At 58.3% G+C, this 25013-nt stretch carries 24 protein-coding genes and 4 pseudogenes; 14 read left to right on the forward strand and 14 right to left on the reverse strand.

Going from position 1 to position 25013, the window contains the following annotated elements:
- Positions 1-197 precede the first annotated feature (197 nt).
- The 3 genes and pseudogenes from ACVJ19_RS04485 to ACVJ19_RS04495 all read left to right on the forward strand — a co-directional run bounded on the left by ACVJ19_RS04485 (position 198) and on the right by ACVJ19_RS04495 (position 3047).
- Positions 198-1062, forward strand: a pseudogene (locus ACVJ19_RS04485) (transglutaminase family protein).
- 964 nt (positions 1063-2026) lie between these two features.
- A complete protein-coding gene (locus ACVJ19_RS04490) occupies positions 2027-2386 on the forward strand; it encodes a hypothetical protein (protein ID WP_453948201.1) in 360 nt (119 codons plus the stop codon).
- A gap of 496 nt (positions 2387-2882) precedes the next feature.
- Complete coding sequence (locus tag ACVJ19_RS04495) at positions 2883-3047, forward strand: DUF3309 family protein (protein ID WP_018646276.1); 165 nt, start codon at positions 2883-2885, stop codon at positions 3045-3047.
- Between the two features lie 607 nt (positions 3048-3654).
- Here the strand turns inward: ACVJ19_RS04495 and groL are convergent.
- The 3 genes from groL to ACVJ19_RS04510 form a co-directional block, all read right to left on the reverse strand.
- Positions 3655-5295: a chaperonin GroEL gene (groL, locus tag ACVJ19_RS04500; RefSeq protein WP_453948202.1), complete on the reverse strand. Its 1641-nt coding sequence runs from the start codon at positions 5293-5295 to the stop codon at positions 3655-3657.
- A gap of 139 nt (positions 5296-5434) precedes the next feature.
- Positions 5435-5749, reverse strand: a complete 315-nt coding sequence (locus ACVJ19_RS04505) for a co-chaperone GroES (RefSeq protein WP_453948203.1) — start codon at positions 5747-5749, stop codon at positions 5435-5437.
- Positions 5750-6089: 340 nt separating this feature from the next.
- Positions 6090-6359: a hypothetical protein gene (locus ACVJ19_RS04510; RefSeq protein ID WP_092216775.1), complete on the reverse strand. Its 270-nt coding sequence runs from the start codon at positions 6357-6359 to the stop codon at positions 6090-6092.
- Positions 6360-6545: 186 nt separating this feature from the next.
- Here ACVJ19_RS04510 and ACVJ19_RS04515 point away from each other — a divergent pair.
- Positions 6546-6883: pseudogene (locus tag ACVJ19_RS04515) on the forward strand (IS701 family transposase); the annotation flags it as partial.
- 28 nt (positions 6884-6911) lie between these two features.
- Here ACVJ19_RS04515 and ACVJ19_RS04520 read toward each other — a convergent pair.
- Positions 6912-7187 carry a hypothetical protein gene (locus ACVJ19_RS04520; RefSeq protein WP_018648614.1) on the reverse strand — a complete coding sequence of 92 codons (276 nt, stop codon included), beginning with the start codon at positions 7185-7187 and terminating at the stop codon, positions 6912-6914.
- A gap of 209 nt (positions 7188-7396) precedes the next feature.
- On the opposite strand from ACVJ19_RS04520, the gene ACVJ19_RS04525 reads away from it, so the two are divergent.
- Positions 7397-7645 (forward strand): hypothetical protein, encoded by a 249-nt coding sequence (locus ACVJ19_RS04525; RefSeq protein WP_453948204.1) that lies wholly within the window; start codon positions 7397-7399, stop codon positions 7643-7645.
- A gap of 486 nt (positions 7646-8131) precedes the next feature.
- The gene (locus ACVJ19_RS04530) at positions 8132-9277 is read left to right on the forward strand and encodes an alpha,alpha-trehalose-phosphate synthase (UDP-forming) (RefSeq protein ID WP_456739520.1); all 1146 of its coding nucleotides are present in this window, start codon (positions 8132-8134) and stop codon (positions 9275-9277) included.
- 1353 nt (positions 9278-10630) lie between these two features.
- Here ACVJ19_RS04530 and ACVJ19_RS04535 read toward each other — a convergent pair.
- Positions 10631-10876, reverse strand: coding sequence for a DUF2061 domain-containing protein (locus ACVJ19_RS04535; protein ID WP_018643684.1), 246 nt, complete (start codon positions 10874-10876; stop codon positions 10631-10633).
- A gap of 83 nt (positions 10877-10959) precedes the next feature.
- Between ACVJ19_RS04535 and ACVJ19_RS04540 the strand changes: the two genes are divergently transcribed.
- Entirely contained in the window at positions 10960-11190 is a 231-nt protein-coding gene (locus ACVJ19_RS04540) for a hypothetical protein (RefSeq protein WP_453948205.1), read from the forward strand.
- Positions 11191-11231: 41 nt separating this feature from the next.
- Here the strand turns inward: ACVJ19_RS04540 and ACVJ19_RS04545 are convergent, their stop codons facing one another.
- Positions 11232-11603, reverse strand: a complete 372-nt coding sequence (locus ACVJ19_RS04545; protein WP_018643682.1) for a hypothetical protein — start codon at positions 11601-11603, stop codon at positions 11232-11234.
- Positions 11604-11616: 13 nt separating this feature from the next.
- Positions 11617-12138: a hypothetical protein gene (locus ACVJ19_RS04550; RefSeq protein ID WP_453948206.1), complete on the reverse strand. Its 522-nt coding sequence runs from the start codon at positions 12136-12138 to the stop codon at positions 11617-11619.
- 591 nt (positions 12139-12729) lie between these two features.
- On the opposite strand from ACVJ19_RS04550, the gene ACVJ19_RS04555 reads away from it, so the two are divergent.
- The 3 genes from ACVJ19_RS04555 (at position 12730) to ACVJ19_RS04565 (ending at position 14748) form a co-directional block, all read left to right on the forward strand.
- Complete coding sequence (locus ACVJ19_RS04555; RefSeq protein WP_453948207.1) at positions 12730-12933, forward strand: hypothetical protein; 204 nt, start codon at positions 12730-12732, stop codon at positions 12931-12933.
- A 552-nt stretch (positions 12934-13485) separates the two neighbouring features.
- Positions 13486-14163 (forward strand): Crp/Fnr family transcriptional regulator, encoded by a 678-nt coding sequence (locus ACVJ19_RS04560; protein ID WP_453948208.1) that lies wholly within the window; start codon positions 13486-13488, stop codon positions 14161-14163.
- Between the two features lie 384 nt (positions 14164-14547).
- Entirely contained in the window at positions 14548-14748 is a 201-nt protein-coding gene (locus ACVJ19_RS04565; RefSeq protein WP_453948209.1) for a hypothetical protein, read from the forward strand.
- Positions 14749-15479: 731 nt separating this feature from the next.
- On the opposite strand, the gene ACVJ19_RS04570 is transcribed toward ACVJ19_RS04565, so the two are convergent.
- Positions 15480-16634 (reverse strand): AI-2E family transporter, encoded by a 1155-nt coding sequence (locus ACVJ19_RS04570; RefSeq protein WP_020607911.1) that lies wholly within the window; start codon positions 16632-16634, stop codon positions 15480-15482.
- 247 nt (positions 16635-16881) lie between these two features.
- On the opposite strand from ACVJ19_RS04570, the gene ACVJ19_RS04575 reads away from it, so the two are divergent.
- Positions 16882-17124 carry a hypothetical protein gene (locus tag ACVJ19_RS04575; RefSeq protein ID WP_453948210.1) on the forward strand — a complete coding sequence of 81 codons (243 nt, stop codon included), beginning with the start codon at positions 16882-16884 and terminating at the stop codon, positions 17122-17124.
- 443 nt (positions 17125-17567) lie between these two features.
- On the opposite strand, the gene ACVJ19_RS04580 is transcribed toward ACVJ19_RS04575, so the two are convergent.
- The 6 genes and pseudogenes from ACVJ19_RS04580 to ACVJ19_RS04605 form a co-directional block, all read right to left on the reverse strand.
- Complete coding sequence (locus tag ACVJ19_RS04580; protein ID WP_453948211.1) at positions 17568-18323, reverse strand: DUF1236 domain-containing protein; 756 nt, start codon at positions 18321-18323, stop codon at positions 17568-17570.
- Positions 18324-18877: 554 nt separating this feature from the next.
- The gene (locus tag ACVJ19_RS04585) at positions 18878-19057 is read right to left on the reverse strand and encodes a hypothetical protein (RefSeq protein ID WP_020607910.1); all 180 of its coding nucleotides are present in this window, start codon (positions 19055-19057) and stop codon (positions 18878-18880) included.
- 285 nt (positions 19058-19342) lie between these two features.
- On the reverse strand, positions 19343-19570 hold the full coding sequence (locus ACVJ19_RS04590; protein WP_161533471.1) for an exopolysaccharide biosynthesis protein: 228 nt from the start codon (positions 19568-19570) through the stop codon (positions 19343-19345).
- A gap of 100 nt (positions 19571-19670) precedes the next feature.
- A pseudogene (locus ACVJ19_RS04595) lies at positions 19671-19748 on the reverse strand (hypothetical protein); the annotation flags it as partial.
- 279 nt (positions 19749-20027) lie between these two features.
- Positions 20028-20270, reverse strand: coding sequence for a hypothetical protein (locus ACVJ19_RS04600; RefSeq protein WP_354268619.1), 243 nt, complete (start codon positions 20268-20270; stop codon positions 20028-20030).
- A gap of 125 nt (positions 20271-20395) precedes the next feature.
- On the reverse strand, positions 20396-20746 hold the full coding sequence (locus tag ACVJ19_RS04605) for a phasin family protein (RefSeq protein WP_038954963.1): 351 nt from the start codon (positions 20744-20746) through the stop codon (positions 20396-20398).
- Between the two features lie 431 nt (positions 20747-21177).
- On the opposite strand from ACVJ19_RS04605, the gene ACVJ19_RS04610 reads away from it, so the two are divergent.
- The 3 genes and pseudogenes from ACVJ19_RS04610 to ACVJ19_RS04620 form a co-directional block, all read left to right on the forward strand.
- Complete coding sequence (locus ACVJ19_RS04610; protein WP_271500640.1) at positions 21178-21708, forward strand: PRC-barrel domain-containing protein; 531 nt, start codon at positions 21178-21180, stop codon at positions 21706-21708.
- An 821-nt stretch (positions 21709-22529) separates the two neighbouring features.
- Positions 22530-23252, forward strand: coding sequence for a Crp/Fnr family transcriptional regulator (locus ACVJ19_RS04615; RefSeq protein ID WP_453948212.1), 723 nt, complete (start codon positions 22530-22532; stop codon positions 23250-23252).
- A gap of 136 nt (positions 23253-23388) precedes the next feature.
- Positions 23389-24992 (forward strand): annotated as a pseudogene (locus tag ACVJ19_RS04620) (ABC transporter ATP-binding protein/permease); the annotation flags it as partial.
- Between the last annotated feature and the right edge of the window lie 21 nt (positions 24993-25013).

Here is a 25013-nt window from a genome sequence, read left to right on the forward strand (position 1 = left end):
CGAACTGATGTTGTGCTTGCACATCGACACCCGTTAACATACCCGTATGAATGAATCGCAGCGTTCTTGCACGGTGCCTCGTCCGGTTTCGGTCGTCTGGGTCGACATTTGCATGGGCATCTTCAACTCGGCCATACTTCCCGAGGGGACCACCGGATAAGGGGCCTGGCCAGAGACCGCCCCGATCGGAGCTTTCGTTGATTATGCTGAAGGTTCTTCACACGACGACTTATCGATTCAACGAACACGTGCACCTGTTGCCGCACCGCTTGATGCTTCGTCCGCGCGAAAGCCGCGAGCTCCGCTTGATTTCGAGCAACGTCACGATGACGCCGCATGCGGCCTTGACCTGGGCGCACGATGTGTTTGGCAATGCAATCGCGACGGCCACGTTTCAGATGACAGCCTCCAACCTGGTGATCGCCAGCGTCGCGGAGCTTCAGCTCGACGCGGTTGCATGGCCGGTGTTCGATATCGCTGTCTCGGCCATGTCTTACCCATTCCGCTATTCTGATGACGATTGGACCGATCTCGGCGCCCTGGCTCTCCCCCAGTACTCGGACACGGCGGGGGTCCTACGAAATTGGGCACAAATGTTCGTTCGAGGAGGTCGGACTGATACGCTGTCGCTGCTAAAGGACCTGAGCGTCGGCGTTTCGGAAGCTGTCCGGTACCAGAGCCAGTGAGGATGAGGGTACCCAAACGCCGGTAGAAACATTAAATCGTGGCTGGGGCTCATGCCGGGATTTCGCGGTGCTGTTCACCGAAGCAGCACGCATGCTCGGGTTTGGAGCCAGGATCGTCTCCGGCTATCTTTACAATCCAGAGCAACAGAGCGTCGGATCGAGCGATGCGGGATCAACCCATGCGTGGGCCGAGGTCTTCGTACCGGGCGCGGGCTGGATCACTTTCGACCCGACGAATCGTAGCCTCGGCGGCTTCAATCTGATCCCGGTCGCGGTCGCGCGCGACATCCGGCAGACGATTCCGGTGTCCGGCAGCTTCGTCGGCAGCATCGGCGCCTTCGCCGGGATGTCCGTAGAAGTTCTTGTCACATCATAGATCGACGCATTGGACCTTCGGCAGCCTTTCTGATCAGTCGTTCAGCTTCAAGGCCCTCACGTTTTCTAGAAGGGCCTTCAGGCTCCTGCTCATGATGGGCATCGCCTATTGCGCCTACTCGTCAGTGCAATCGCCCAATTCCATTCTGCCTAGCGGCGATCCTTCAGCGAGTGTTGCCGTTCGGCTTGGGCCAAAGAGTGACATTGCGATGAGTGATGCCGTCCTAATCTGATGGCAAATTCCCTTTCGTTAAATTTTCTTGAATGAGCAATTTTGACCATGAGCTCGCGCTGCGTTGCGGCACAATACTTCTCGCCGCCCTGCTCTCGGCATCCATCGGTGATTGAGAGAATGTTTGCGAGGGCCGCAGCTATAGCCAATTGATTCCCGCTGCACAACCTGTCGACAGACTTTCGGGGCTGTCACTGATCCACACGGATCCACACGCAACAAACAAATCGGCGATAGCTGGAACTCTTGTCGGCATGCCCTGTTCATTCTTTGTCCGATTCCGGACGCATAAGAATTGGTGGATACTATGAAAAGAATTCTATTAGCGACAGTCGCTGTTCTCGTATTCGCTTCTCCGTCATTCGCGGCGGAGACTGGCAAAACCGTTGGCCAATCGCCCTCCTCGTTCTATCTGGCTCAGGATACTGCGACCATGAAGTGTCAGATTGTCGAGAGCCAGCCTGCTACCGGCGGCAGCATGAAGGTTGTCGGCGCCGCTCACACGACAAAGGCCTCGGCAGAAGCCGCTTTGAAGGCGGACAAAACTTGCGCCAAGTAATCGGCTAAGTCGCGGCGCGAGTACAGAGGCGGGTCAGTGAGTTCGCTTAGAACCACGAATCCTCGGATCCGCCCCCACCAGCGCTTCGAGCACCCTGGGTCGAGGTTCTTTATCGGCCAGCGGCACGCAATCGACTTCCCGCTTGAGATGCTCCAAGTTCGAGAGGATACGACCATGAACCAGCAGACAATGAAATACGCGATTGCGGTCGCGCTCTTCGGTGCGGCGATGCTCGGCTCGGTGCTGCCTTCGGGGGCAGCTCCGATCTCGCCGAGCACGACTCTTCTGACACAAGCGGCTTCTTCGTCCGGGGTGACAGAAATCTACTACCGACGCCACTACCGCGGTCGCGGCTACTACGGCGCTCCGGGGGCCGCAATTGGCCTTGGCATCCTGGGTGCCGCGGCTGGAGCCGCCGCTTATGGAGCCTACGGTGGTAGCTATTACGGGCCGGGCTACGCGCCGGGCTACTATGCGCCAGGCTACTACGGCGGCCCGTATCCCTATCGCCGCCAATACTACGCCCCGTATTGAGCGCACGAGCGACGCTGTTTGGGCGTGGCAACCTCTGTCACAGACCATGCCCACTCAACGCGCGCTCGAGCGCACTGGAGCGCGATGGCGCGGCTGCGCCCTTGTGATCCGGTCAACTGCATCGGCCCCTCCTGCGGACTTTTGCAGGAGTCGGCGAATCGCAAGACAGACAAAACTTGCGCCAGGGAGCTAAAGGCGCGAGCGCGGGGCGGGTCTATCGGCTCGACCAGCAATCCCGAAGCGACTGACTCGTCCCGGCAACGCCACGGGCACCGCCGACCACGAGCCAAACAATACCAAGGCTGCCTCTCTCAAGCTCAAACTGCCTCCTGCTCCGCGTCCGCCGCGCCGGGTGGCATTTCAATCGAGAAGAAGTAGCACAGCACTTGCCCAGTGATGCCGCCGACAGTCGTCGCCGGAAGCTTGAAGATCGCGCACTCAACTCGGACTACCGTGAGACCCAATATCCACAAGGTCCCACCAAAGGAGTCGGACAATGTCGATCGGACTTATCCTCATCATCCTCCTCATCATCTTCCTGCTTGGTGGCTTCAGCGGCCGCTTCGGCGGCTACGGCTACGGCTATGGCCACGGTGGGATGGGGGTCATCGGTACCATCCTGGTCATCCTCGTCGTATTGCTACTTCTGGGTCGGCTCTGACCCTCGCAGGGTCGGCTGTGTCGACCGGGCGCCTCCCAAAATATCCTGTCCCCGGCGTACCGGGTCCCAACGAGCCCCGACCAGCTGAAGCCGACAATGCCCGCCGATGAAGGGGTGTTTGTGCCTGCCTCGGTCCTGCTGCAGCGGCTGCACGACGAGGCACCGGCAAGATCGCTTTACCCTGGGCTGGCTGATGGGTCGCCTACACAACACTCCTTCGGCCCTATTATGCTGCTGCTCGCTGTGGTCGCTATTGCACCGGGTGTCTCGATCGTAGCCGGCCTGCTACTCATGATCCCCGCGTCCCAGATGATCGCGGTCTTCGGTCTAATCACGGGGGCGACCAACCAGGGCGGAGCTATGCACTTCCCAAAATCCAGTAACGGTGGGGTGCGTCCTGACTGGTTTGGTAACAATTCTCACCCGCCACCCGGCTGCAATGCAAAGTGCTGATTTTGAGATATTGCACAAGGCGTCCTCACGGAAATCCGTGAAACGGCGAGAATTCATCACGCTTCTCGGCGGCCGCTTTTTGCTGGTTCCTGCAAAAAAGGCCCAAGCATCTCTGCCGGGCCTTCGCTATTGTTGAGCTCTGAACGAGTAGGACTTAAAAATCCATACCACCCATGCCGCCACCTTGAGGCATGCCGCCACCGCCGGCGTTCTTCTTTGGCAATTCGGCCACCATGGCTTCGGTAGTGATCAGGAGCGCCGCAACAGAAGCCGCGTTCTGAATCGCCACACGAACGACCTTGGTCGGGTCGATGATGCCCTTGGTGACCAGGTTGCCGTACTCGCCGGACTGGGAGTCAAAGCCGTAGCCATACTGATCCTTCTCCAGTATCTTGCCGACGATGACGGAGCCGTCCTCGCCAGCGTTGATCGCGATCTGGCGGGCCGGCGCAGACAGCGCCTTGCGCACGATCTCGACGCCGGTCTTCTGGTCATCGTTCTTGGTGCGCAGCCCCTTGAGATGCTCGGAAGCACGCAGCAGGGCGACGCCGCCGCCCGGCAGGATGCCTTCCTCGACGGCCGCGCGGGTCGCATGCATCGCGTCATCAACGCGATCCTTGCGCTCCTTCACCTCGACCTCGGTCGCGCCGCCGACGCGGATCACCGCGACGCCGCCCGCGAGTTTGGCAAGACGCTCCTGCAGCTTTTCACGGTCATAGTCCGAGGAGGTCTCCTCGATCTGCGCCTTGATCTGCGCCACCCGCGCCTCTATGTCGGCCTTCTTGCCGGCGCCGCTGACGATGGTGGTGTTCTCCTTGTCGATCATCACCTTCTTGGCGCGACCGAGCATGTTGAGCGTGACGTTCTCGAGCTTGATGCCCAGATCTTCCGAGATCGCCTGGCCGCCGGTCAGGATCGCGATGTCCTGCAGCATGGCCTTGCGGCGATCGCCGAAGCCCGGAGCCTTCACGGCCGCGACCTTCAGACCGCCGCGGAGGCGGTTCACGACCAGGGTCGCGAGCGCTTCGCCCTCGACGTCTTCCGCGATAATCACAAGCGGCTTGCCACTCTGGACGACGGCTTCCAGCAGCGGAAGCAGTTCATTCAACTGAGATAGCTTCTTTTCGTGGATGAGGACGTAGGCGTCTTCCATTTCGGCGCGCATTTTTTCGGCGTTGGTGACGAAGTACGGCGAGATGTAGCCGCGGTCGAATTGCATCCCTTCGACGACCTCGAGTTCGGTCTCGAGCGACTTGGCTTCTTCAACCGTGATGACGCCCTCGTTGCCGACCTTCTTCATGGCGTCGGAGAGGAACTTGCCGATCTCCGCGTCGCCGTTGGCCGAGATGGTGCCGACCTGGGCGATCTCCTCGTTCGAGGTGACCTTCTTGGAGTTCTTCACGAGATCGGCGACCACGGCTTCCACCGCGAGGTCGATACCGCGCTTCAGGTCCATCGGGTTCATACCGGCGGCAACCGCCTTCGCGCCTTCACGGACGATCGCAGCCGCGAGCACGGTCGCGGTGGTGGTGCCATCGCCAGCTGCATCTGCCGATTTGGAGGCAACTTCTCGCACCATCTGCGCGCCCATGTTCTCGAACTTGTCCTCAAGCTCGATCTCCTTGGCGACAGTGACGCCGTCTTTGGTGATGCGGGGGGCGCCGAACGACTTGTCGAGCACGACGTTCCGGCCCTTGGGCCCGAGCGTGACCTTAACCGCATTGTTGAGAATTTCAACACCGCGCAACATCCTGTCGCGGGCGTCGACGCCGAACTTAACTTCTTTGGCCGACATCATGATCTCCGTTTTCAACTGTCAAATCCGAAAGACCGCGCGACTCGGCGAGCTCTTTAGGGACGTGAGTTCAACTTGCGGGCCTTATCCTTCTCCTTCGAGACGCTGGCTGCTTGGGATAAGGAAAACAGACTGGCGCTTAGGCGACCTTCTTCTTGGCGGCGGGCAGCTCGGTGAGAACGCCCATAATGTCGCTTTCCTTCATGATCAGTACTTCCTGATCATCGAGCTCGATCTCCGTACCTGACCACTTGCCGAACAGGACGCGGTCGCCAACCTTGAGATCGATGGGCAGCTTGCCGGATTCGTCGCGGCCGCCTGGGCCAACCGCCGTGATCTCGCCCTGCGAAGGTTTTTCGTTGGCGCTGTCCGGAATGATGATGCCGCCAGTGGTCTTCTCTTCGGCTTCGATACGCTTGACCGCAACGCGGTCGTGAAGCGGACGGAATTTCATGCTGCCCTCCTGTTTTCTTGTTGTTGCTTTGGACGAAATGGCAGTCGTGGCCAGCGAGTGCTAATCAGCACATAAGCCGCCGCAAGGGGACGTACAAGACCGTCCCGAAACGATATTCGCTCAGAGCATCACGAAATAGCTGCCAAGACCGCGGCGGCTAAGGATCCGGTGAAGGCCAGCTGTGTGGTGCGAAAGTCGTTGGACGCCGCGTCATCAAATTTAAGAAAGCTTCCCATCGCGCAGGGGCATTGCGTTGTTCTCGACGTGCGCCAGAATACGCCGGACGTCGGTCGCTTCTTGTGCAGCCATTCAGCGGTGCTTGTCGAGATCGAGTGGCTCGTCACTCGCGAGGCGCTTCGGCATCAATGCGCTGAGCGTCAGCCAAATCGACCGGGTTGATGGAAATCCTCTCCACCGTTGAAGTGCGCGGCGGCGCCGCCGGCACCGTGATCATAGTGGCAACCCGGCGAAACGCCTCGAACGACAATCCTTCGATCATCTCCTCATCGGTGATGACCTCGTAGGCACCCGGAGGCAGGAGGCGGTCGATGCCCTTGATCCGGAAGGGATGCTTGAAGGTGACCGTTTCGCGTCGGGAGCGCATGGTCATGATCGGCTATCCTTCAGAAACGGCTTTGCATCGGCGCGATAGTGAAGCAATCCGTTTACAGTGCTTTCTGTGCCGAGATTAGCTATCTCTTTATCATGAGATGGCTGCGAAGTCACCAAACACAAGGCAATACACATCGCGGATTTGTATAGATGCCGGCGGACGAAATGCTTGCTGATGCCAAGTGAAAAAATGCGAGTTGGCGATCGGCAAGCATCGCGACTCGGAGAGAAGAAATGCTATCTCGCAAATCTACCAGCCGAGATAGACTTGCGGCGGTTGGCTACAACCGTCATGGCGCGATGGGACGGTTCTGGCACGGTCTTCATCGTCACGCTCTTATGACGATGATTGCTTACGCCTTCTTGCAGCACTTCCGCATTGCCAAGACGGGGCGCAAAAATGAATCGACGGCCACCACCTCAGCCCAACCTGCCAGCCGCGCGTCCCGCCATCGTCGCTCTCATTCTTCAGCCATCAGATCCGCGATACGGATACTGCAGAACACAGGTCAGCGAAGAGCAAGGCGTGAACAAATCTGCCAAAGTCGTGTTAGCGCCCACCCGAAGCGCCTTTATGATCGTGCAGGAAACGGGCGATCCGCGTCTTCAACACGGTGGCGTCGTGCGATTTGCCCGAGGCCGCGTGCTCGAAGAGCCTGCGCTGGACGTCAGTAGGCAGATCATTCCATTCGCTGACAAGGGCGGCACCCAGACATTCCAGGACTCTGCGCTCCACATCGCGCAAATCGCTGGCCTCATAGGGTAAAGGCCACGCCAACTCCTGCGCTCCGCCTTCCTCGTCCCAACGGTCGAGAGCGGTTGCCATTTCTTCTCCCGACGTTGGCCTTCGACCTTTCTTTTTGACCATTCTATATAGTCGCACATGTCGGCATTAAGCGCCATTCGCTCGATCGCGGGGCGATCCGAAGCGCCAATCCTTCCAGTACCGAGAATGCCGCGGCCGCGGAACTCGGTAGTTCGCCCATCGGTTATTGCAACGGTTTGTTCGCGCGGCGTACAGACTCAAGGTTCACCATGGATGTGATCGTTACACCCGCAGAGGGAGGCACGGTTTGGCAGCTGACGGACCTGCTCGGCCGCTCGATGGGGCGCATCACGGAAAGCGCTCCCCGTCAATTCATGATCTATCCGGGGGGCCACGCCTCGGAAACTATGGCCGGCATACAGCAAGGGCCGCACGCCTCGCTCGACGCCGCACTGGCTGAGATCGAAAGGCACACCCGGGGCGTCTGCCGACGCAATCCTGGCGAAGATCAGCTTTAGACAGCGCCCAACAATCCAGCTCGTCGCTAGAGTATCTACTGCGAGAGGATTTATGTATTTTACAAGTAACACCCTGATCTTGCAGCTCAATGTCCATGCGTCGCGCCCGACCTCAAGCGCCCAGATTGCCTGATGACGGGACCATCGGTTCCGGTAGAAGGACTTGTGGATTTTCGCGTGAGAACCGAGGCGAATGTGGGCTCCGGCGGATGTCACCGCTCGATCATTTGCGGTGCCGTGTTCGCCGAGATCTTTTGGCGGCTGGGCTTGACGCAACCCTGACAGTGCGGAGGGAACCCGCTTGAGCCGCTTGGTCATCGTCTCCAACCGTGTCGCCTTGCCGGGGGAAGCTGCGCAGCGCAGCGGCGGGCTTGTGACCGGCCTCGTCGACGCTCTGCATCGGGCTGGAGGCTTATGGTTCGGGTGGAGTGGCAAGCTTGGAGGAACAACACCAGAGCCGAACGTTTTTGAGACCGAGGGAGTGACATCGCTACCGTCGATCTTACCCGCGCGGACCATGACGGCTACTACAGCGGCTTCTCCAACGCGGCACTGTGGCCCTTATTCCACTATCGCCTTGACCTCATGAACTTTACCCGCCGGGACTTGGCCGCCTATCGACGGGTGAACGCCCTGCTCGCCGATGCCCTCGCGCCGCTGCTCAGGCCGAGTGACCTCGTCTGGGTGCATGACTACCATCTGATCCCGATGGCCGAGGAACTTCGCCGCGCCGGGGCCACACAACGGATCGGGTTCTTCTTGCATACGCCGTTTCCGTCGTTGGGGGTGCTGGCGACCCTTCCTCACTACAGCGACCTGCTGAAATCACTGTGCGCTTACGATCTCGTCGGCTTCCAGACGGTGGAGGATTTGACCGCCTTCCATGACGCCATCCTTCGCCGCGCAGGCGGCAAGGTTTCGTCCGATGGCCCCGTTCACGCCTTCGATCGGGATCTACGCGCCGGCGCCTTCCCGATTGGTATCGATACTGAAGCCATCGCCGACATGGCCGGTCGCGCTGTGAAATCCCGAACGGCACGCCGGCTGCAGGAGAGTCTCCGGGGACGCAAGCTCATCATTGGGGTTGACCGGCTCGATTACAGTAAGGGACTCGAGCACCGGTTCAAAGCGTTCGCCGCCTTTCTCGACGGCTATCCCGCGTACCGCAACCACGTCCGCTTCCTGCAGATCGCCACTGCAACGCGCAGCGACGTTCCTGAATACCGTGCGCTGCGGCAGAGGCTCGGTGCGCTGGCAGGCGACGTGGCCGGTCGCTTCGCGGAACTCGATTGGGCACCGATCCAGTATTTGAACAGGAGCTTTTCGCAGCGCTCGCTCGCTGGCTTCTTTCGGCTCAGTCGCGTCGCTCTCGTCACTCCGTTGCGCGACGGAATGAACCTGGTTGCCAAGGAGTATGTCGCTGCACAGGACCCCGATGACCCCGGCGTGCTCATTCTCTCACCCTTCGCCGGCGCGGCCTATGAACTCGACGCTGCCGAGATCGCCAACCCGTATGACCCCGACGCCGTCGCCGAAGCATTGCAGACAGCGCTGGGGATGCCACTTGGGGAGCGATGCGAGCGTTGGCGAACCATGATGGCGGTACTACGCCGCAATAGCATTGCGGCGTAGCGCGAGAGTTTTCTTGGCGCTCTCAGCCGCTAACTTGGGATGTCGTCCGGAACGTAGCATCGGTGCAGCAAGTCGCGATAATCTCGTTCGTCAACGAGGTTGCCCCAGTCCGCCGATAAGGTGTTACTTCGAGATCATCTCCCCGGCGGAAATGATCCACGAGTGACGGGACCACTTGCATCCGCTTCATCGTCGCGCTGAACCAGGTAGACCAAAGGCAAGTCGCCCACAGTTCTCCGCTTTCGCGTCAACGTAGTACACTTCTCCTGCTTCCCATCCCAAAGCGGCCTGTACCGGATCGTCATACCCCTCTTAACCGTGGATGCAACGAATGACCAACGAGCAAAGCCACAAAGTGCACCTAGGTCCCGAAGATCAGGAGCGGTTGCGAGAACTTCGGGCGCAAAAGCCAGCCCAGAGGTTGTCAGTTAGAGGGCACTTGTAGCGCTGACACCTTCGAGGCGACGCCAAGTTCGACCGGATCCGCTAGTCAAGGCACAGGCTGCTCGCGATGTTCCTGAAGCAGTTCGTCAAGTCGTTTTGCGCACCACGTGAACACCTTCGCCTCGGCCAAGGCAACGGCCTCAGTGCGGGGGCATCTGAGGCCGCTAAGCCTTCCGCCGGGCATTGGGGCAAAATGTCGACCGGTCAGTGGGCTTGGTTCTCGAAGATAAGATCTCCGATTGCGGAGGACCAAGAAGTCCCAAGATCAATCGTTCCAGCCGTTTGAGAGTATTGCCTGTCCTAACTTGGGCAATATTCTAAAGACTCAGGACGTGCCCCTCCGCCCCCGGGGCTCACCGCCGGCACTGACTTGCGGAAGCGATGACTTCGGTGCGTCGCCGTCTTTGGGTAGCGCTCGGACAAGCAATCCGCTCGAGCATGCCAGCACGCTACGCCGATTCTGCACCTGATGAATAACTCCCGCTTTGGGTCACCTCGTTGCGGAAGATGAAACCAATTGACCTTCCCGCGACCAAAACGGCTATCTATTGATCCGGGGGTGGTCAATATTGACCAGCAGCTGTAAGAGTTTCAGGTCATATTTCGCCAAAATGGGGGTTGGCGGATCGATGCAGTCACTCGACGATAAGCTTTTTTACCTCCAATCCATTTCAAAGGATCTCAATACACAGCTGCTCACTTTGATCGCTTTGCGAGAGAGCACCAACGAGGCCTACAGAAAGATCGCCTATCGGGGCAGGCGCAGGCGGTGTCGACGCGCGAGAGAGAGAATTTAACCGCAATCTTCCTGTTCTACGCTTTGCAGAACTTACCTATGTCGGTCGACGCTCGCTCCTCCAACCGCTAAATAGGCCGAAGTCGCTCTTGCGCAGTGAGCCGAAGCGCGAATCAGGTTGAGCTGGACTCGCCACCGGTAGGACCTCGCTGGTCCCAGAGAATGACGGACCAGGCTCTTTCGTGAAGATAGTAGAGGATCATTTTCGTGATCGCTTCAGCGCCGGCGATCGAGCCTGCAACCTTTACGCTGCCCGTGAAGATGAAACTCAGCACAAAGGTGTCGATACTACCGGTAATCCTCCAACTGACGGCCTTGACGATAGAGCGAAAATGGGAATCTCGTACCCGAATGAACATCGGTTCCTCCCGGTCCCGGCGTCGGCATCCACATTCTCGGGCGCCATGTGTCCGCCGGCGGCCGGAGCTTCGGCTCGGCGACGATGGCCATCCTGCTGATCAAGAGAGCTGCCACCGAGGAGGCATTCCGGATCGCATTGGGCACTTTTGTCGGGGTCGATATCGATCTTGTTCCCCGAATTGTTGTTGAATGTACTGTGAGTCGAGACTGTATTGTACTGATCCTCCAGGATCTTGCCGCCACGACCGAGCTGTGGTTTCGCGGCTCTGCTTATCGCCAAGCGCAGGTCATTCTTCTACGATTGTGGTACTGAGCGCACATGACTCCAGTCGCGGGACTCTCGTGATCCAGGTCTCAGGCCAGTCTATGAAATGCTGGCGGCAACGCCTCCCGAACGAGTTCACTTAGATCCAAAGCCTCGCCGCTTTCCGTAATGTCAGAGAATAGAACCTCGACAAAAGGATGCTGGCGGTTGAATGCGGCGCCTCGCTGGTATTTCGCGCTCACAATCCGCTGAAGTGCGGCAAGGTTCAGCCTGCCAAGCGCATTGTATTGATCGCGGAACAGACTTTGTCGTCCTCCACGATGCTCGACAGACTCCGCCCAAACGTCCATCACCTTCCGGCCCATGAACGCCTCGACCCGTTCATTTCCATCCAGAGCAAAAAGCCGTAGCCCGTCCATGGTGTGTGGTCCGTCATCAACTCGAAACTGTGTAAATGACATGGGAGTCCTCCTGTTATTGACGTCTATTTTCATCGGCAGCCAGGTCGCGGACTGCGCCTCCCTCGTTGTCCCACCGTGACAGAGCCAGAGCGACCGTTCTCACATCGCTAGGCGTGTCTTCTGTCACAGGCAATTTGCCGCGACGACCGGCATCATCCTTGTGCTTATGCAGAAATCGGGCGATTTGCCCGCGGAGCGCCGCCGTCTCCAATAACTTGCCGACCGACCCGGCGGTGTCGAAGATCTCTCGCCGCAGCGTCGTCGGCAGGGCGTTCCATTGCATGATGATGGCCGCGCCGAGACAACGCAAAACGAGCTCTTCTTCGGCCGCAAGTGCTGCGCCGCTCGATCCGTCCTGCTCCGCAACGTGCACTGCATTGTCATAGTCGTCCGCCAGACCCTGCTCGTTATCCGCGAGCGAGGCAAGTCGGTCCTGCAGTTGTTGAAATTTACGGATCTCAGCCGGACCGATCGAACGCTTAATCAGTTCGCCGTACTCGGCTGCCTTTGCACGATATTGCTGAGATTTAAACATGCCGGGCCCCTTTCGTTGAAAGTCTCGGCCCATTCCGACCAACCTCGATGGTTGGTCAGACATACATAGATATGGGGACCAAAGGTTCGAATAGCGAGCCCAGGGCACAAATAAACTGGCACGAAAAGACCGCGCTAGTTGGCAATGGTTGGCGTCTAACACTCGTGTCTCTCAAAGAGGCTTGCCGCTACAGCTGATTACAATCATCCCGTCAAATTCTCATGAGTGAGCAATATTGACCAGCGGGCCGCGCTCCGAGTCGATATTGCTGTGATCCCCCCCGACCGTTGGCACCCATCGGTGACAGAGAGCTGGATAGTGCGCCCGCCTGTCCCACAGGGGGCAAGTTTGCCCGATCACAAGCAAAGACCCTATCACCTCGCGCGGCGGCGCAGCCTCGTTGTCCCAAATGGCAGTCGCGTACAGAGGTGCGAAACATTGCGGTGGCCCATGCTGGGTTCGAGCACTGGACCCTGCGTTGCATCAGGTGCGCCGATTTTCATGAGGCGCAGATAGCCGCCGACCCGATGAAGTCCGGTGCTGTCGATTGGGAACACAGTCACCTGCGAGGGCCGCAGTAAAGATCATGACATGACAGAGCTGCCGCGCAACGATCTCGGTAGTCACGATTGGGCTGCCCGGGCATCTGAGGCTCTGGCACGGGCAGAGAAGTTGCCGGCCGGATCGATGCGATCCGAAGCCATCAGAAAAGCCGAACAACTTGGCTTTGCCGCTGACATGAGGAAATGGCTGATACCGAAAAAGCCCAACGGCGTACCGAAAGTGACCGGCTGACCGCGATCCAAGACATAGGACGCGTCCTCAACTCGGAATGGCAAACTGCCTTCCCACGCCGATCTCGGGGTTGGGTAGACGTGCACAGGTGGACGGTTGATGGCAAAGACTTATTCCTCGTCCCGCGTTTCACTCCTCGCCCAGCCAGCAACCGCATTGTCAAAACTGCAACGCAAGGATGCATTTGGAGCGTGTTGAGCTGGGCCGTCCGGCTTCGATATCCGCACACTTGAGTGCGCCAAGTGCGATCATGCTCACATGGTTACGGTCACAACTGATCTGGTGAGTGACAGCCGCAGCCTGCACGCGAGAGCGATTGACGCGCTTGAGGAAGCGCGGGCGATGTCGCCCGGCGCACAGCGAACCGAGGGGCTCAAAAAGGCGGGCCTTCTCCGTAGAACTGCGGGCAATCAGGGGGTAATATCTGCGAAACGGGGCAAGCCCCGCAGGTGATCAGTTGGCTAAAGCAGCAGCTCGCCGCTCGGTTCGAAAGGCTTGGCGCTTGGCAGCCAACCGAAATCGAGCAAATTCGTTGAGTCAAAGGAGGCTCCCGTGGCGAAGCCAACCAAGGACATGTTTGACCCCAAAACGTTTCTCGCCAAAGTGGGCGCGGGGAAAACGATTCTCGAACTTCCCAAGAACCAACATGTGTTCCAGCAAGGCGACGTCGCGGACACCGTTTTTTACATTCAAAGCGGCAAAGTCAAGCTAACGGTCGTGTCTGAGCAGGGCAAGGAAGCGGTCATCGCAATTCTGGAGCCCGGCCAGTTCTTTGGCGAAGGATGCATGAATGGTCACCCGTTACGCATCGCGACGACAACAGCGATGGAAGATTGCGTCATCACGTCGATCACCAAGGAAGCCATGATGTCGGCTATTCGTGACGAGCCGAAATTTTCAGAGCTATTCATGTCATACCTCCTGACCCGGAACAGTCGGATTGAGGAGGACCTGATCGACCAGCTATTCAATTCGAGTGAGCGGCGGCTTGCTCGGCTGCTGTTGCTGCTCGCGAATTTCGGCAAGGAAGGTAGCCCGCAGCCGATCAGCGTGAACATCAGTCAGGAAACATTGGCTGAAATGATCGGGACCACGCGATCCCGGGTCAGCTATTTCATGAACAAGTTTCGCAGGCTGGGCCTCATCAGCTATAATGGGCACATTGAGGTCCACAATTCGCTGTTGAGTGCGGTCTTGCATGAGAAGCCCCTGCTGAGAGAGCGCGACTAGTAGAACCGTCCCAAGGAACGGCCCCAGAGCGTGGGGGGCGCACTGAGGCCGTCATTTCATCGGATGCGTGGGGGCACATGCATCCGGTCGCCCGTCACCAAGTTGCGCCGACGACATTGGTTCCGGCAGAAGGTCAAGCCGCTTTTGGTCGGTTGATCCTTTTCCGAAGTCCCGGACCAGCTCTCGTGAAAGGGATTTAGCATTCAGCCTCATGCAACGCCGTCAGGGGATCATTTCCGCCTGGCGGCGTTTGTGCATCACAGAGCGAGGGGGCGCAATCACTTCGCGCTCAAAATCGCATCATGAGACGGGCTATTTCTTGGAACGATACGAAGCAGCGAACCTTACCTTCTCAGAGCTGAAACGGTCCCATGAGTTAATCCAATGAACATCGTCCCCGTTGATCGCGCGCTAAGCATATACGGCGTCCTTGCGGACCGCTCCGAGACGAAGGGCGCCCGTGAATGTCTTTCCAAGCATCTGATGAAATTGTACATCGGCGGCGAACAAGACCAGCACCGCTTGACGGTGCAGGGACTATCGTACCTTCGCGACCTGGACCGGGCGATCGATTCCAGCAACTGAACAGGCAACCTGTCGGCCTGCACTAGCCCTTCTGCGCTTGACGCTGCGTCCGCAGGGAATTGCGCCGCATCATTCTTGCGTTCGCGGTGCGGACTGCATCCGCCCTTGCTTGTTGTTCTTTCGGAAGTGGCGTCCTGTGTTGCTCGCCGACTGTTGGCGCCATAGCCAGCTGGGTTGGCGCTGTAGAGCTATGTTCGACAGGCTGCACGCTCATTGCGCCCGTGGATGGTGATTTGCGTTTAGGCATCAGGGACAACTCGTTGCTACCGAGTTCGTTCAATAGCTCTCCGACGGGACCTTGCTGGCGGAAACCTCAAGGTCACCGGTCCTCTCCACTCTTGCGACGTAGCAACCAGCTGCCGCAAAGTGAATATGCATAGTCGACATTCGACGGCGCGAGCCACCACTCTTCTACGACTGGTTCGATCTGAAGACCGTCGACTAACCGGTTATCGACCATCATTTCCTTCGAATGACTTCACGGCAAGCGTACGTGTGGGCAGTTGTTCGGGAATTTCGTCACTTTATCGTAGGTCTGATCGCCTTCGCGCACACGTAAACCGCATCCAATACGGCGAATCGACTGGACGGCGGATGGTTCTCCGATCGCGTCATCCCGGTCATCAATGTAGGGCGCGCTCCGAGGCAGCCACCGTTCTCAAAAACCGTCAGCCCAAAGTCGTCACCCACATTTCGGTTGCTACGGGTCATGCGAACCAGCGGTAATGCCGCTATTCCCCTTCGAGGAAGTGCCCCAAGGCCTTGAGCGGGCGCAACCTGTCACAGATGATCTTTAGAATAGCCAGCATCGGGACGGCCAGGATCGCGCCAAGCACGCCCCACATCCAAAACCAGAACACCAGCGACAGGATGATCAATACCGGATTCAGCGTGAAGCGCCGCGCCAGCAGCATGGGCGTCACTGTTTCACCTTCGACGAGATGAATGCCAAAGTAGAGGACCGGCGGCAGCAAAGCCCACCATAAGCTTTCGAAGCTCAGCATTCCGACCAGCACGAAGATGCATACCCCGACAAGCGGTCCCAAAATTGGAATGTAGTTGAGCAGGAAGGCTGTGGTGCCCCACAACAAGGGGTCTCCCAGGCCGCAAAGATACATCGCGGCCGCCGTCGTGACACCGACGGCGGCATTCATGGCCGTGATTGTCACCAGATAGCCCGATATGTCCTCCTGGACCTGCTGAGCGATATCGACGGCTTGTCGCTTGTTGTTGAATGTCGGCAGGATCTCAACGGTGCGTCGAAGGAATATATTGCCCGCTACCAAGAGAAAATAGAGCACCAAGACAGTCGTAAACAGGCCGTCGAGTACGGAGCGCGTGCCAGCGAAAAGTACGCCCGTTATGCCCAGATCGCGGCGAACCGAAACAATCGAACCCCGGCCAGGCGGCGCGTCTGCAGCCTGCTCGGCCTGTTGGATTACCTTTTGCAACGCCTGGATCGGCGCGCTTATAACCCGCAGGTGTGCCTCCAGGCGGGGGATGCCCTCGGGTAGCCGCTCGGCCCAGGTCGTGGCCGGTACCGACAACGCTGCCACCGTACCGACAAGCGCTCCAATCACCAGGAAGACGGTGAAGAGCGCTCCGACAGCGCGGGGTAGATGCAAACGCCCCAAGAGGCGAACGGCGGGTTGAAGCAGGAGATTGAGCACTAGGGCGACCACGACAGGAAGGATGATCGAGCTTGCCACATAGAGTGCCGCCAGGACGCCCAACGCGAACAAACCACCGAGAAAGAACGTCTGCGGATCGGATGGCAGCGGCATCTCCGCCTCGTCGGCGGCCTCCGTCGCAGCGGCATGTGGCTCCGGCCGATCAACATCCAGCGGGAAGGAAGGACACTGTGTTGGCGGTATGGCGGCAACCATGGCTTTCCCTCTGAATGTGAGCGTATGATCGCTTCCGGCGTCAATCATAATCCCTTTCAGCGAACGAGTTCGTCCGGAAGAGCGCGGGCGTAACAAACCTACAGAGGAACAAATTCGAGAACTGAGCAATATTGACCAGTAGTCATCGCCGCCGGGGTACAAACTACCTCATCACCGCCCCGTCAGTGGCAGCTTTCGGTGACTGAGAGTCCGGTAGCGCTCTCGCCGATAACGTCAGGGGAGCATCATGTCTTCCGTCCACCGGTTGCCAACCTTCGAGCAGCGTCACAGCATTGAGGAGTTTATCCAGATAAGGCGCGATATGTTGCGCTATGCCCGCTCGTTCCCGCCGGGGGCTGAGCGCAATCAGCGGCGACAGATAGCCTTATCACTTCGAGCCCTGTTCAAGAACAATGATTGGCTGAACGCCCATACATGGGAAGGAGCAACGCTGCTCACTGATCGTCCTTCGCCTTCCCAAGTGAAATAGGGAAAGCTCCAATCCCAACTTTCCACAAGATCGTGCCGGCTGCGCTGGATGCGGTTCACCAATAACCCTTGCGACGATCGAGCCGGCGAAACGGGTTGTGTCCGCTTCGGACCGAGCTCCTCGCGGCATCATGCGGTCAGCCGCAATCGCTTCCGCGGCTGCGGCATCACCATCATGAATTCTAGCGATGGAACTCTTGCCCTGCTCTGTAGAAGCGCAATAAAGCGGACCGTGAAGCCCACTTAAATGGCAATGAGGACGGTTTCGTCGTGCCTGCACTTTGCGCATTCAAAGGTACGCCTGGTCAACATTGCTCGCTTTCGAAAAAAGACTCGAAGAGGACAAATAGGACCTTCCGCGGCCGCTGGCTCAGAAAATGAGGACGGCTCTTAAGCCCCCCTCTGGTTTTTTGTAGCTGCTTGTCGTGTGCTTGGCGAGTTCGCCTAACCTTCGATGATGTAAACGATCTCGTGGGTGCGCGGGCGAAGAATGATGTAGTTGCCGTGCACAAGGATGAAATCGTATCCACGCCATTCCGGATAGATTTCCACGATACGTGCTGGCATCGGATGATAGCGGACACCCGCCGGGACAGCCGTTCCGATTGAGAGGTTGAAGTTCACGTTTGTAACTTCCTCAACCTTCTCCTGCTTGATCGCCGAGGTTATCTGGGTGCGCTTTTCGGCGGGAGGCGCTGATGTCGCCGAGGTTGCGGCATTGCCGGTCGTCCTACTGTCGGGTGTCGAAGGCCTGGTCTCGGCAGTCGGAGATTTCAAGTCCTTTGAGGTGGTGGTCGAATCAGGTGATTTCGCCTTGCTGTCGGCTTTCATGTCGCTCGTCGCCTTGCTGTCAGAAGGCGACTTCGTTTCGGCGGTCGGATTTTTCATGTCCTTCGAAGTGGTGGTCGGAGTAATTGACTCTGAAGCCTTCGACTTGCCATCAGCTTTCATGTCGCCGGTCGTTTTTGCATCCGGCTTGCCCTGCGCATGTTGAGGCGCCGCTTCTTTTGACCCAGCGCCGGGTGTAGCGGTCTCGGCGCCCTTTGCGGGTGCATTCATCGGCGCCGCAGTATCACCTTTAGGCGAAGTGACAGTCGGAGATTCCTTCGCTGCTCCTTGATTAACGCCTTGAGCTGTCGCAAGCCCGGTCGTGGCCAACAAGGCCGCAACGGCCACAGACACCATTAATGACTTTCTCATCTGATTTTTCCAATTCAAATTGAATCCATGCCGACGAAGGTCGGCCATAGAGTGGAACGGCCCCAACAGCCTATAGTTCCGCTTCTATCTTGGGTTGGGAGATGTATTGGGAAGTAATGCGAGTGATCGCGTCGATCACTGGGCTGTCGCCAGAACCTTCAACCCCTGTGTGCGCTAAGTCATTTCTTGGGCTCGACCAGGCGCCAAGCAACGAGGAAACCTCTCTGCTCTCGCTCGGACCCACCCGGAAAGGCCGGAAAGGAATGGGCGTACTAGCAAAGAGCGATCTGGCCAAATATAGACCCGCATGAGCAACGCCATATCAGGAACGTTCAGGTTAAAACCGAAAGGCTGATCTTGCCGTCGGTGCAAGCCTGCGTGAAGCGACAAGGAGAATCCGATACGGAGCGAACCTGCACGCACCTGGCGGTGGCTGCGTATCATTTCAACAGAATTCTGTAGGGTACCAAACCCGGCGATCTGCGGGAGGGGGAGACACAACGGTTTTCGAACTGGCGATGAAGCGGCATGCTTCGACGCGACCACAAGCAAAATCAAGCCGACCATCTGTCCTGCTCTTTACGGCAATCGTCTTCGTTGAGACGGTCCGCGATATCCTCTGCGATGTCTGGCGTTTTCGCCTTGGCGATTGGCTTGCCGTCCGCAGTCATTAATTCGTCGCCCTCAACCTCAACCGGAAAGTCGTCGGGCTTGAGGGGCTTATCATTTGGCATTGCACCCTCCCACGTTAAAGGAAAAAGCCGCCCGGGCATTACGCCGAGCGGCTTTTCGAGCAACTGCCAGTCGCCCGGTTCTGTTGCTGGAATGACAACATCGATCCGAAGGAAAGGTTTCTCCCGCCAGCAAGGCTATTCTTTCCCGCTTCGGTCCCGTAGCTCCGCTGGTCGTGTGGTCGAGCGAAGCAGCGCTGACGCCTTTGTTTGCGGCTTCAAACGGTCTCCGGACAGAAGCGACGCGAGTATTGTTGGCGCGGCCAACAAGCGGCATCGCACGGTTCGTTACCAGCGACAGGTCGCTACCAGAGATCGATGATCCATTTTGCGCCGACGACCGTCTGCCAAACTACCGCCGTCGCGACCGCACAAATGGCGGCGGCCAGCAAGGCGATCGAGAGACAGGACCCCATCCTCCTCGAGATAGGCAAGGGAGATCAAGGCAATCACCAAAGCGGGGACGACGTTGCTCAGGGGTATTGGAATGAAGACCAGAGTAGCGCTCAGTACCACGACGAGCCGACCAGGCGCTTGGTTGCCTCCAACGGTTGCGCCGCCGTGGATGAACCACCTTCTCAAGATATCTGAGCACCGGTAAGGATCGCTGCACCACAGCAGCGAGGTGTTTCGTCGGCAAGGAACGAGTGGCGATGCGGCCTGGAAAGACCGGAGCGGGTTTGCCCGCGATCATCTGGAACGCGGGAATCGTGAGTAGCAGGCCAGCTACGATCGAGAGCCCGGTGCGAGCGCGACCAGCGCGAGCAGGATCATGATGATTCCGAAGGATCGCTTGCGAAGGCCGTGCATCAGCCAGCCCAAGGTGAAATGGTCCGCTGCAGCACGGCGGAGGTAGTAACAAGCCCTATCGGGTCAGCTGGCAGCTCGACATCAGAATAGCGTCTCCTGGCCTCTTGATTGGCAGGCCGATGTCTCCGTCTCGAAGCCGAAACCGGTCGCTCCGTTGGTTGTTTTAAGTGCCATGCTGCCGATAGTCCACCGGGGTCAATCCAAGGATAGCACGTTCACATAGTTTGTTGGCGTCCCGCTCGCCGCTGCCTGCAGCCTGCAAAATACCCTTGGCAATAATTTCGCGATCTACCTCCAACTGACCGATATTCTGAAGTGTTCGACATGCCAGGTCGTAGGCCTGATTCGCGGCGGTTACCTGCTCTGGATCAAAGGACAACTCTTGGAAAAGCGGAGGATTGGACATAATGCTCCTCGTAGCAAACGCGAGCGCAAGCTCTCAGCTGCCAGGATTAGACGGATTAAGTGATGATCGGAAAAAACCTCGCGATGAGCAGGGTATTTGTGCTCTGACACACCGCGGGGAACGATTTATCGATTTGTCGAGGTCATCTTTGCAACAAGATCACCGAATGGCTTGTAGGACTGCTTGGCAAGATCGCTGTACAGTCCGCCAATCTTCTGTGACTCCGTAACGAACGTCTCGTAGGCCGTCTTGGCGAATTCGGTTTGAACTTCAATCGCCTTGTCGAGCGACTTCACGCCAGAGAGCTTCTCAACGAACAGTTTCGTGTCTTCAAACGACTTTTTCGTGTAGTCACCGTAAGCAGTGGCAATCGCCAGGAAGGCGTTAGATGACGCAGTCCCTGTATCGATTTGTTCGTTACTATTCTGCTGGTGCTCGAAATTTTGATTCGAATGAATCTGATTTGCGTTCGACATTTTTTGAACTTTCCCTTGTTTGTTTAACAGTGGACCAATGCCGCGCGCCACCAATGGTTGCTTCGGAATCTCAGTTCTCGCTTTTAATTAGGCGGTGCTTGTATGTTCGTACGATGATCACCAGGCGCAGTTTGCCGGGTAGCGCCGAGCGATCGCAGTCGACTCCGCCGCAATGCCAACGAGCGAAACGCACCTTAAGGTGCAGAATGTGATTTGGGCAAACCGGCTGATTATCTGCCGCGCGGGTGTCGAGAAGGCCGCAACTCATGCTACTCTCGCGCCGACGAGGTGATCGAATGAGTAGCGCAATGTTTGAGCGCGGGTGTCCACCGCCTCTCTGAGACCTTGCCGCGGGGAGATGATTTACTGTTCCGTCGCTGGAACCAAAGTCAAACCGCGTTATTGTTCCCCCAAAACAATGGAGGAACATCATGATTTCCAAATGTCTTGCAATAGCATTCCTGGCTATCGCGTCGATGACCGGCGCGGCGGCGGCGCAAACAGCCACAAACCAAGCGGCTTCGACAACCAGCGCTACCACGCACAAGCAGGGTGAATGGCGCGCGTCCAAGCTCGCCGGCGTCGATGTGTACAATGAAGCCAACGAGAAGATCGGCGACATCCACGACGTGATTTTGGATAGGTCAGGCAAGGTGGCCAATGTCATTCTGGGTGTGGGCGGCGTTCTCGGCCTGGGCGAACACTACGTGGCGGTCGCCTTCGATAAGCTGAAGTGGGTTGACCAGCCGGTGACCTCGACAACTTCGTCAACAACGTCCGCACCGGCGAATGCGCCTGCAACCACTCCCGCTCCAGACAGCACCACGCGAACCACCACCGGTGCCGCAACAACCACCACGACAACCACCACAACCAGCGCCAGTACGCGTTGGTATCCCGATCACGCGGTGTATAACGCGACCAAGGACGAATTGAAGGCCATGCCGGAGTTTAAGTACTAACTCTCGACATACGGCGTTTTTTGACGGGATGCGACACTTCAACCCGGGCAAAAGGGGGGCCGGCGTTCTAGGTGGGTTCGCGCCTTGGCGATCAAAACTCCTTCGATGGCGCCTGAATCAGAATGCGGGCCATCTGGCACACTCCTTACGACCACCCCTTACGACCACCGCGAATCGCGGAATGCTAATTCAGTGTAGTGACCGTTTCCACGGTAATCGCTTGAAAGGCGTGCGGGCCGTAGACGGCGCGCGGCTTACACCTTGAGGGGGAACGGTGATCGCACAAGTGCGGGTCCGCGGCAGAAGATCGTGGGCGCGGCTCATCGTCGGGACTCGTCAATGGGCAAGCGTGTCAGACTGTTAGCTCCGGCCTTGCGGAGTCCTTCGACACGGCGCTCGAAATCGTCTCGAATCGATCAATGGCGCGGTGACCCGGACCCGATTGCCCGCCTTGCGTACGCTGCCTCCAGCACGTGGCGGACGCCCAGCGCCTTGGCCACGTCAGACACCGAGATCGCTGCTCTCTTGAAAACGAAGGACGAGCTACGCGCGATCGGGCAGCTTGGAGAGGTCAGTAATGTCGTTCGGTAGCGCAACAGCGGTCAATGGTAAGACTGAGCCATACGGGTCGTCGCCGGTTTCGCCTAGTGTCGAGACTTCGCAAAAGGGCGTAACACATAGTGTTGCACTGCGCCGGAGTTTCTGGCCACGGGAAAATTTCGAAGATCCGCTACCGCCCAAAGCAGAGATCAAGGACGGCTGGCCAACGACAGTGGTGACTGCGTAAGCAGCCGCTTCATTTTGGTGTTGGAACCGCTATAATGCTGGCGCGCATGTCCGGAGCAAAGGAGGCTCCTGTGGCCAAGCTTGCCGACGAAGGGTTCGACCCCAAAGCCTTTCTCGCCAAGGTAGGAGCTGGCAAAACGATCTTGAAATTGGAGAGAAACCAGCACGTCTTCGAGCAAGGAGACGCGGCGGACAGGGTCTTCTATATTCAAAAGGGAAGGGTCAAGCTTACTGTCCTATCGGAGCAAGGTAAGGAAGCGGTAGTCGGGATTCTAGAACCGGGCCAGTTTTTCGGCGAGGGGTGCCTCAATGGCCAACCGTTGCGGATCGCGACGACGACGGCGATGGAAGAATGTGTGATCACCTCAATAACCAAAGAAGCGATGATCGCCGCCCTTCGTTCCGAGCCGAAATTTTCCGAGCTGTTCATGGCGTATCTCTTGACACGGAACAGCCGAGTTGAAGAGGACTTGATCGACCAGCTTTTTAATTCAAGCGAGAAGCGGCTCGCGCGCCTTCTTCTTCTGCTCGCGCATTTCGGAAAGGAAGGAGTACTTCAGCCTATTCTATTGGATATCAGCCAGGAAACATTGGCTGAGATGATCGGAACGACCCGATCCCGCGTGAGCTACTTTATGAATAAATTCCGCAAACTTGGGCTCATCAGCTACAATGGAAAGATTGAGGTTCATAATTCGCTGTTGAACGCCGTTTTGCGTGAAAAGCCCGAGATTGAGCGGGATGATTCAATAAGCTAAAGTCTAAATCGATTTGTACTGCGTGCCGTCTCGCTCTGAAGATGCCCGTTACCGGGGTAGACAGGAAATCTGCGGTCCCAGGTCAGAACGACACGAATGCCCTCAACCGAACTCGCCTCTCTCGTGAGCCGATGTGAAGCGCGATTCCGCCACCGTGTTTTATTTGACCGCGGTGTTCTTTCCGCTCGCCATCGGCAGCGTCCTGCTCGGCGTTGCGCAAGTATTCACGCGTATGGGCATCCAGCGCCGCTGGCGGGCGTGGTTAGCCAATTCCGTGGTGTCGCGCTGGCTGACCAATGGCCGCTATTATCAGCTCAATCTCGTCAGCGGCGACCATCAGAATCCAGAATACCGCATCCGCCGAGGATCTGCGCGTCGCCACTGATGCGCCGGTGGATTTCGCCGCCGGCGTCACCTCGGCATTCCTGTCGGGCGACCACCTTCATCGTAGTGCTCTGGACCCGGCGGCGCGCTGACGGTCACGATCGCGGGATCGACCATCACCATTCCTGGCTTCCTCGTGATTGCGGCGGTGTTCTACGCGGCGATTGCCTCAGGCTCGATCATGACGATCGGGCGCGGCTTCGTGCAAGTCTCCGAAGACAAGAATCAGGCCGAGGCCGAGTATCGCTACACGCTGACCCGCGTGCGCGAGAACGGCGAGAGCATAGCGCTGCTCGGCGGTGAGGAGGAAGAGCGCGACGGCATTGACAAGACCTTTATCAAGGTGCTGAGGCAATGGGCGCGGCTCGCCGGCCAGCACATGCGCACCACGCTGGTTTCGCAGGGATCGAGCCTGATCGCACCGGTGGTGCCGCTGCTGCTGATGACGCTGGGACAGATGATGCAGGCGGCCTCCGCCTTCACCATCGTGCAGAGCGCGTTTGGTTGGCTGGTCGACAATTATCCGGGGCTGTCGGACTGGAACGCCTGCGCGCGGCGCATCGCCTCGCTGATGATGTCCCTGGACGGCCTCGAGCGCGCCGAGCGTGGCGACGGCATCGGCCGCATCAAGCGCGGCGAGACCGAAGGCGACGCCATTCTCAGTCTCAACGATCTTTCGGTGACCCTCGACGACGGCACCGCCGTGGTCGGCGAGGCGGAAGTCGTGATCGAAGCCGGCGAACGCCTGCTGGTGGCCGGCGAAACCGGCACCGGCAAAAGCACATTGGTGCGTGCGATCGCGGGGCTGTAGCCGTGGGGCGGCGGCAGCGTCAATTTCCATCCAGATCGCCGCCTGTTCATGCTGCCGCAAAAACCTATGTGCCGTTGGGCACGCTGCGGCGCGCCGCTGCCTACCCGGCCGCCGCCGAGGACTGGACGGTGGAACAGATCGGCGAAGCGCTCGACAAGGTCGGCCTCAGTCATCTCAAGGACAAGATTGAGGAAGAGGCGCCGTGGGACCAGACGCTATCAGGAGGTGAAAAGCAGCGGCTCGCCTTCGCGCGGCTGTTTCTGCACAAGCCAGATATCATCGTGCTGGACGAAGCGACCTCTGCACTCGATGAAAAGAGCCAGGACAAGATGATGGAGCTGATGACCAAGGAGCTGCCCATGGCCACCGTGGTCAGCGTCGCCCATCGCACCGAGCTTGAAGCCTTCCACAGCCGCAAGATAGTGCTGGAACGGCGCAAGGGTGGCGCGAAACTCGTCAGCGACGTCGATCTCATCCCGCACAAGGGCAGGCGTCGGCTGCTCGGTCGCTTCCTCCGTCATCGCAAGCCGCCGCTGCAAAGGTGAAAGCGGCTCACCGGGCAAACA

The organism is Bradyrhizobium sp. USDA 376 (assembly GCF_054063675.1).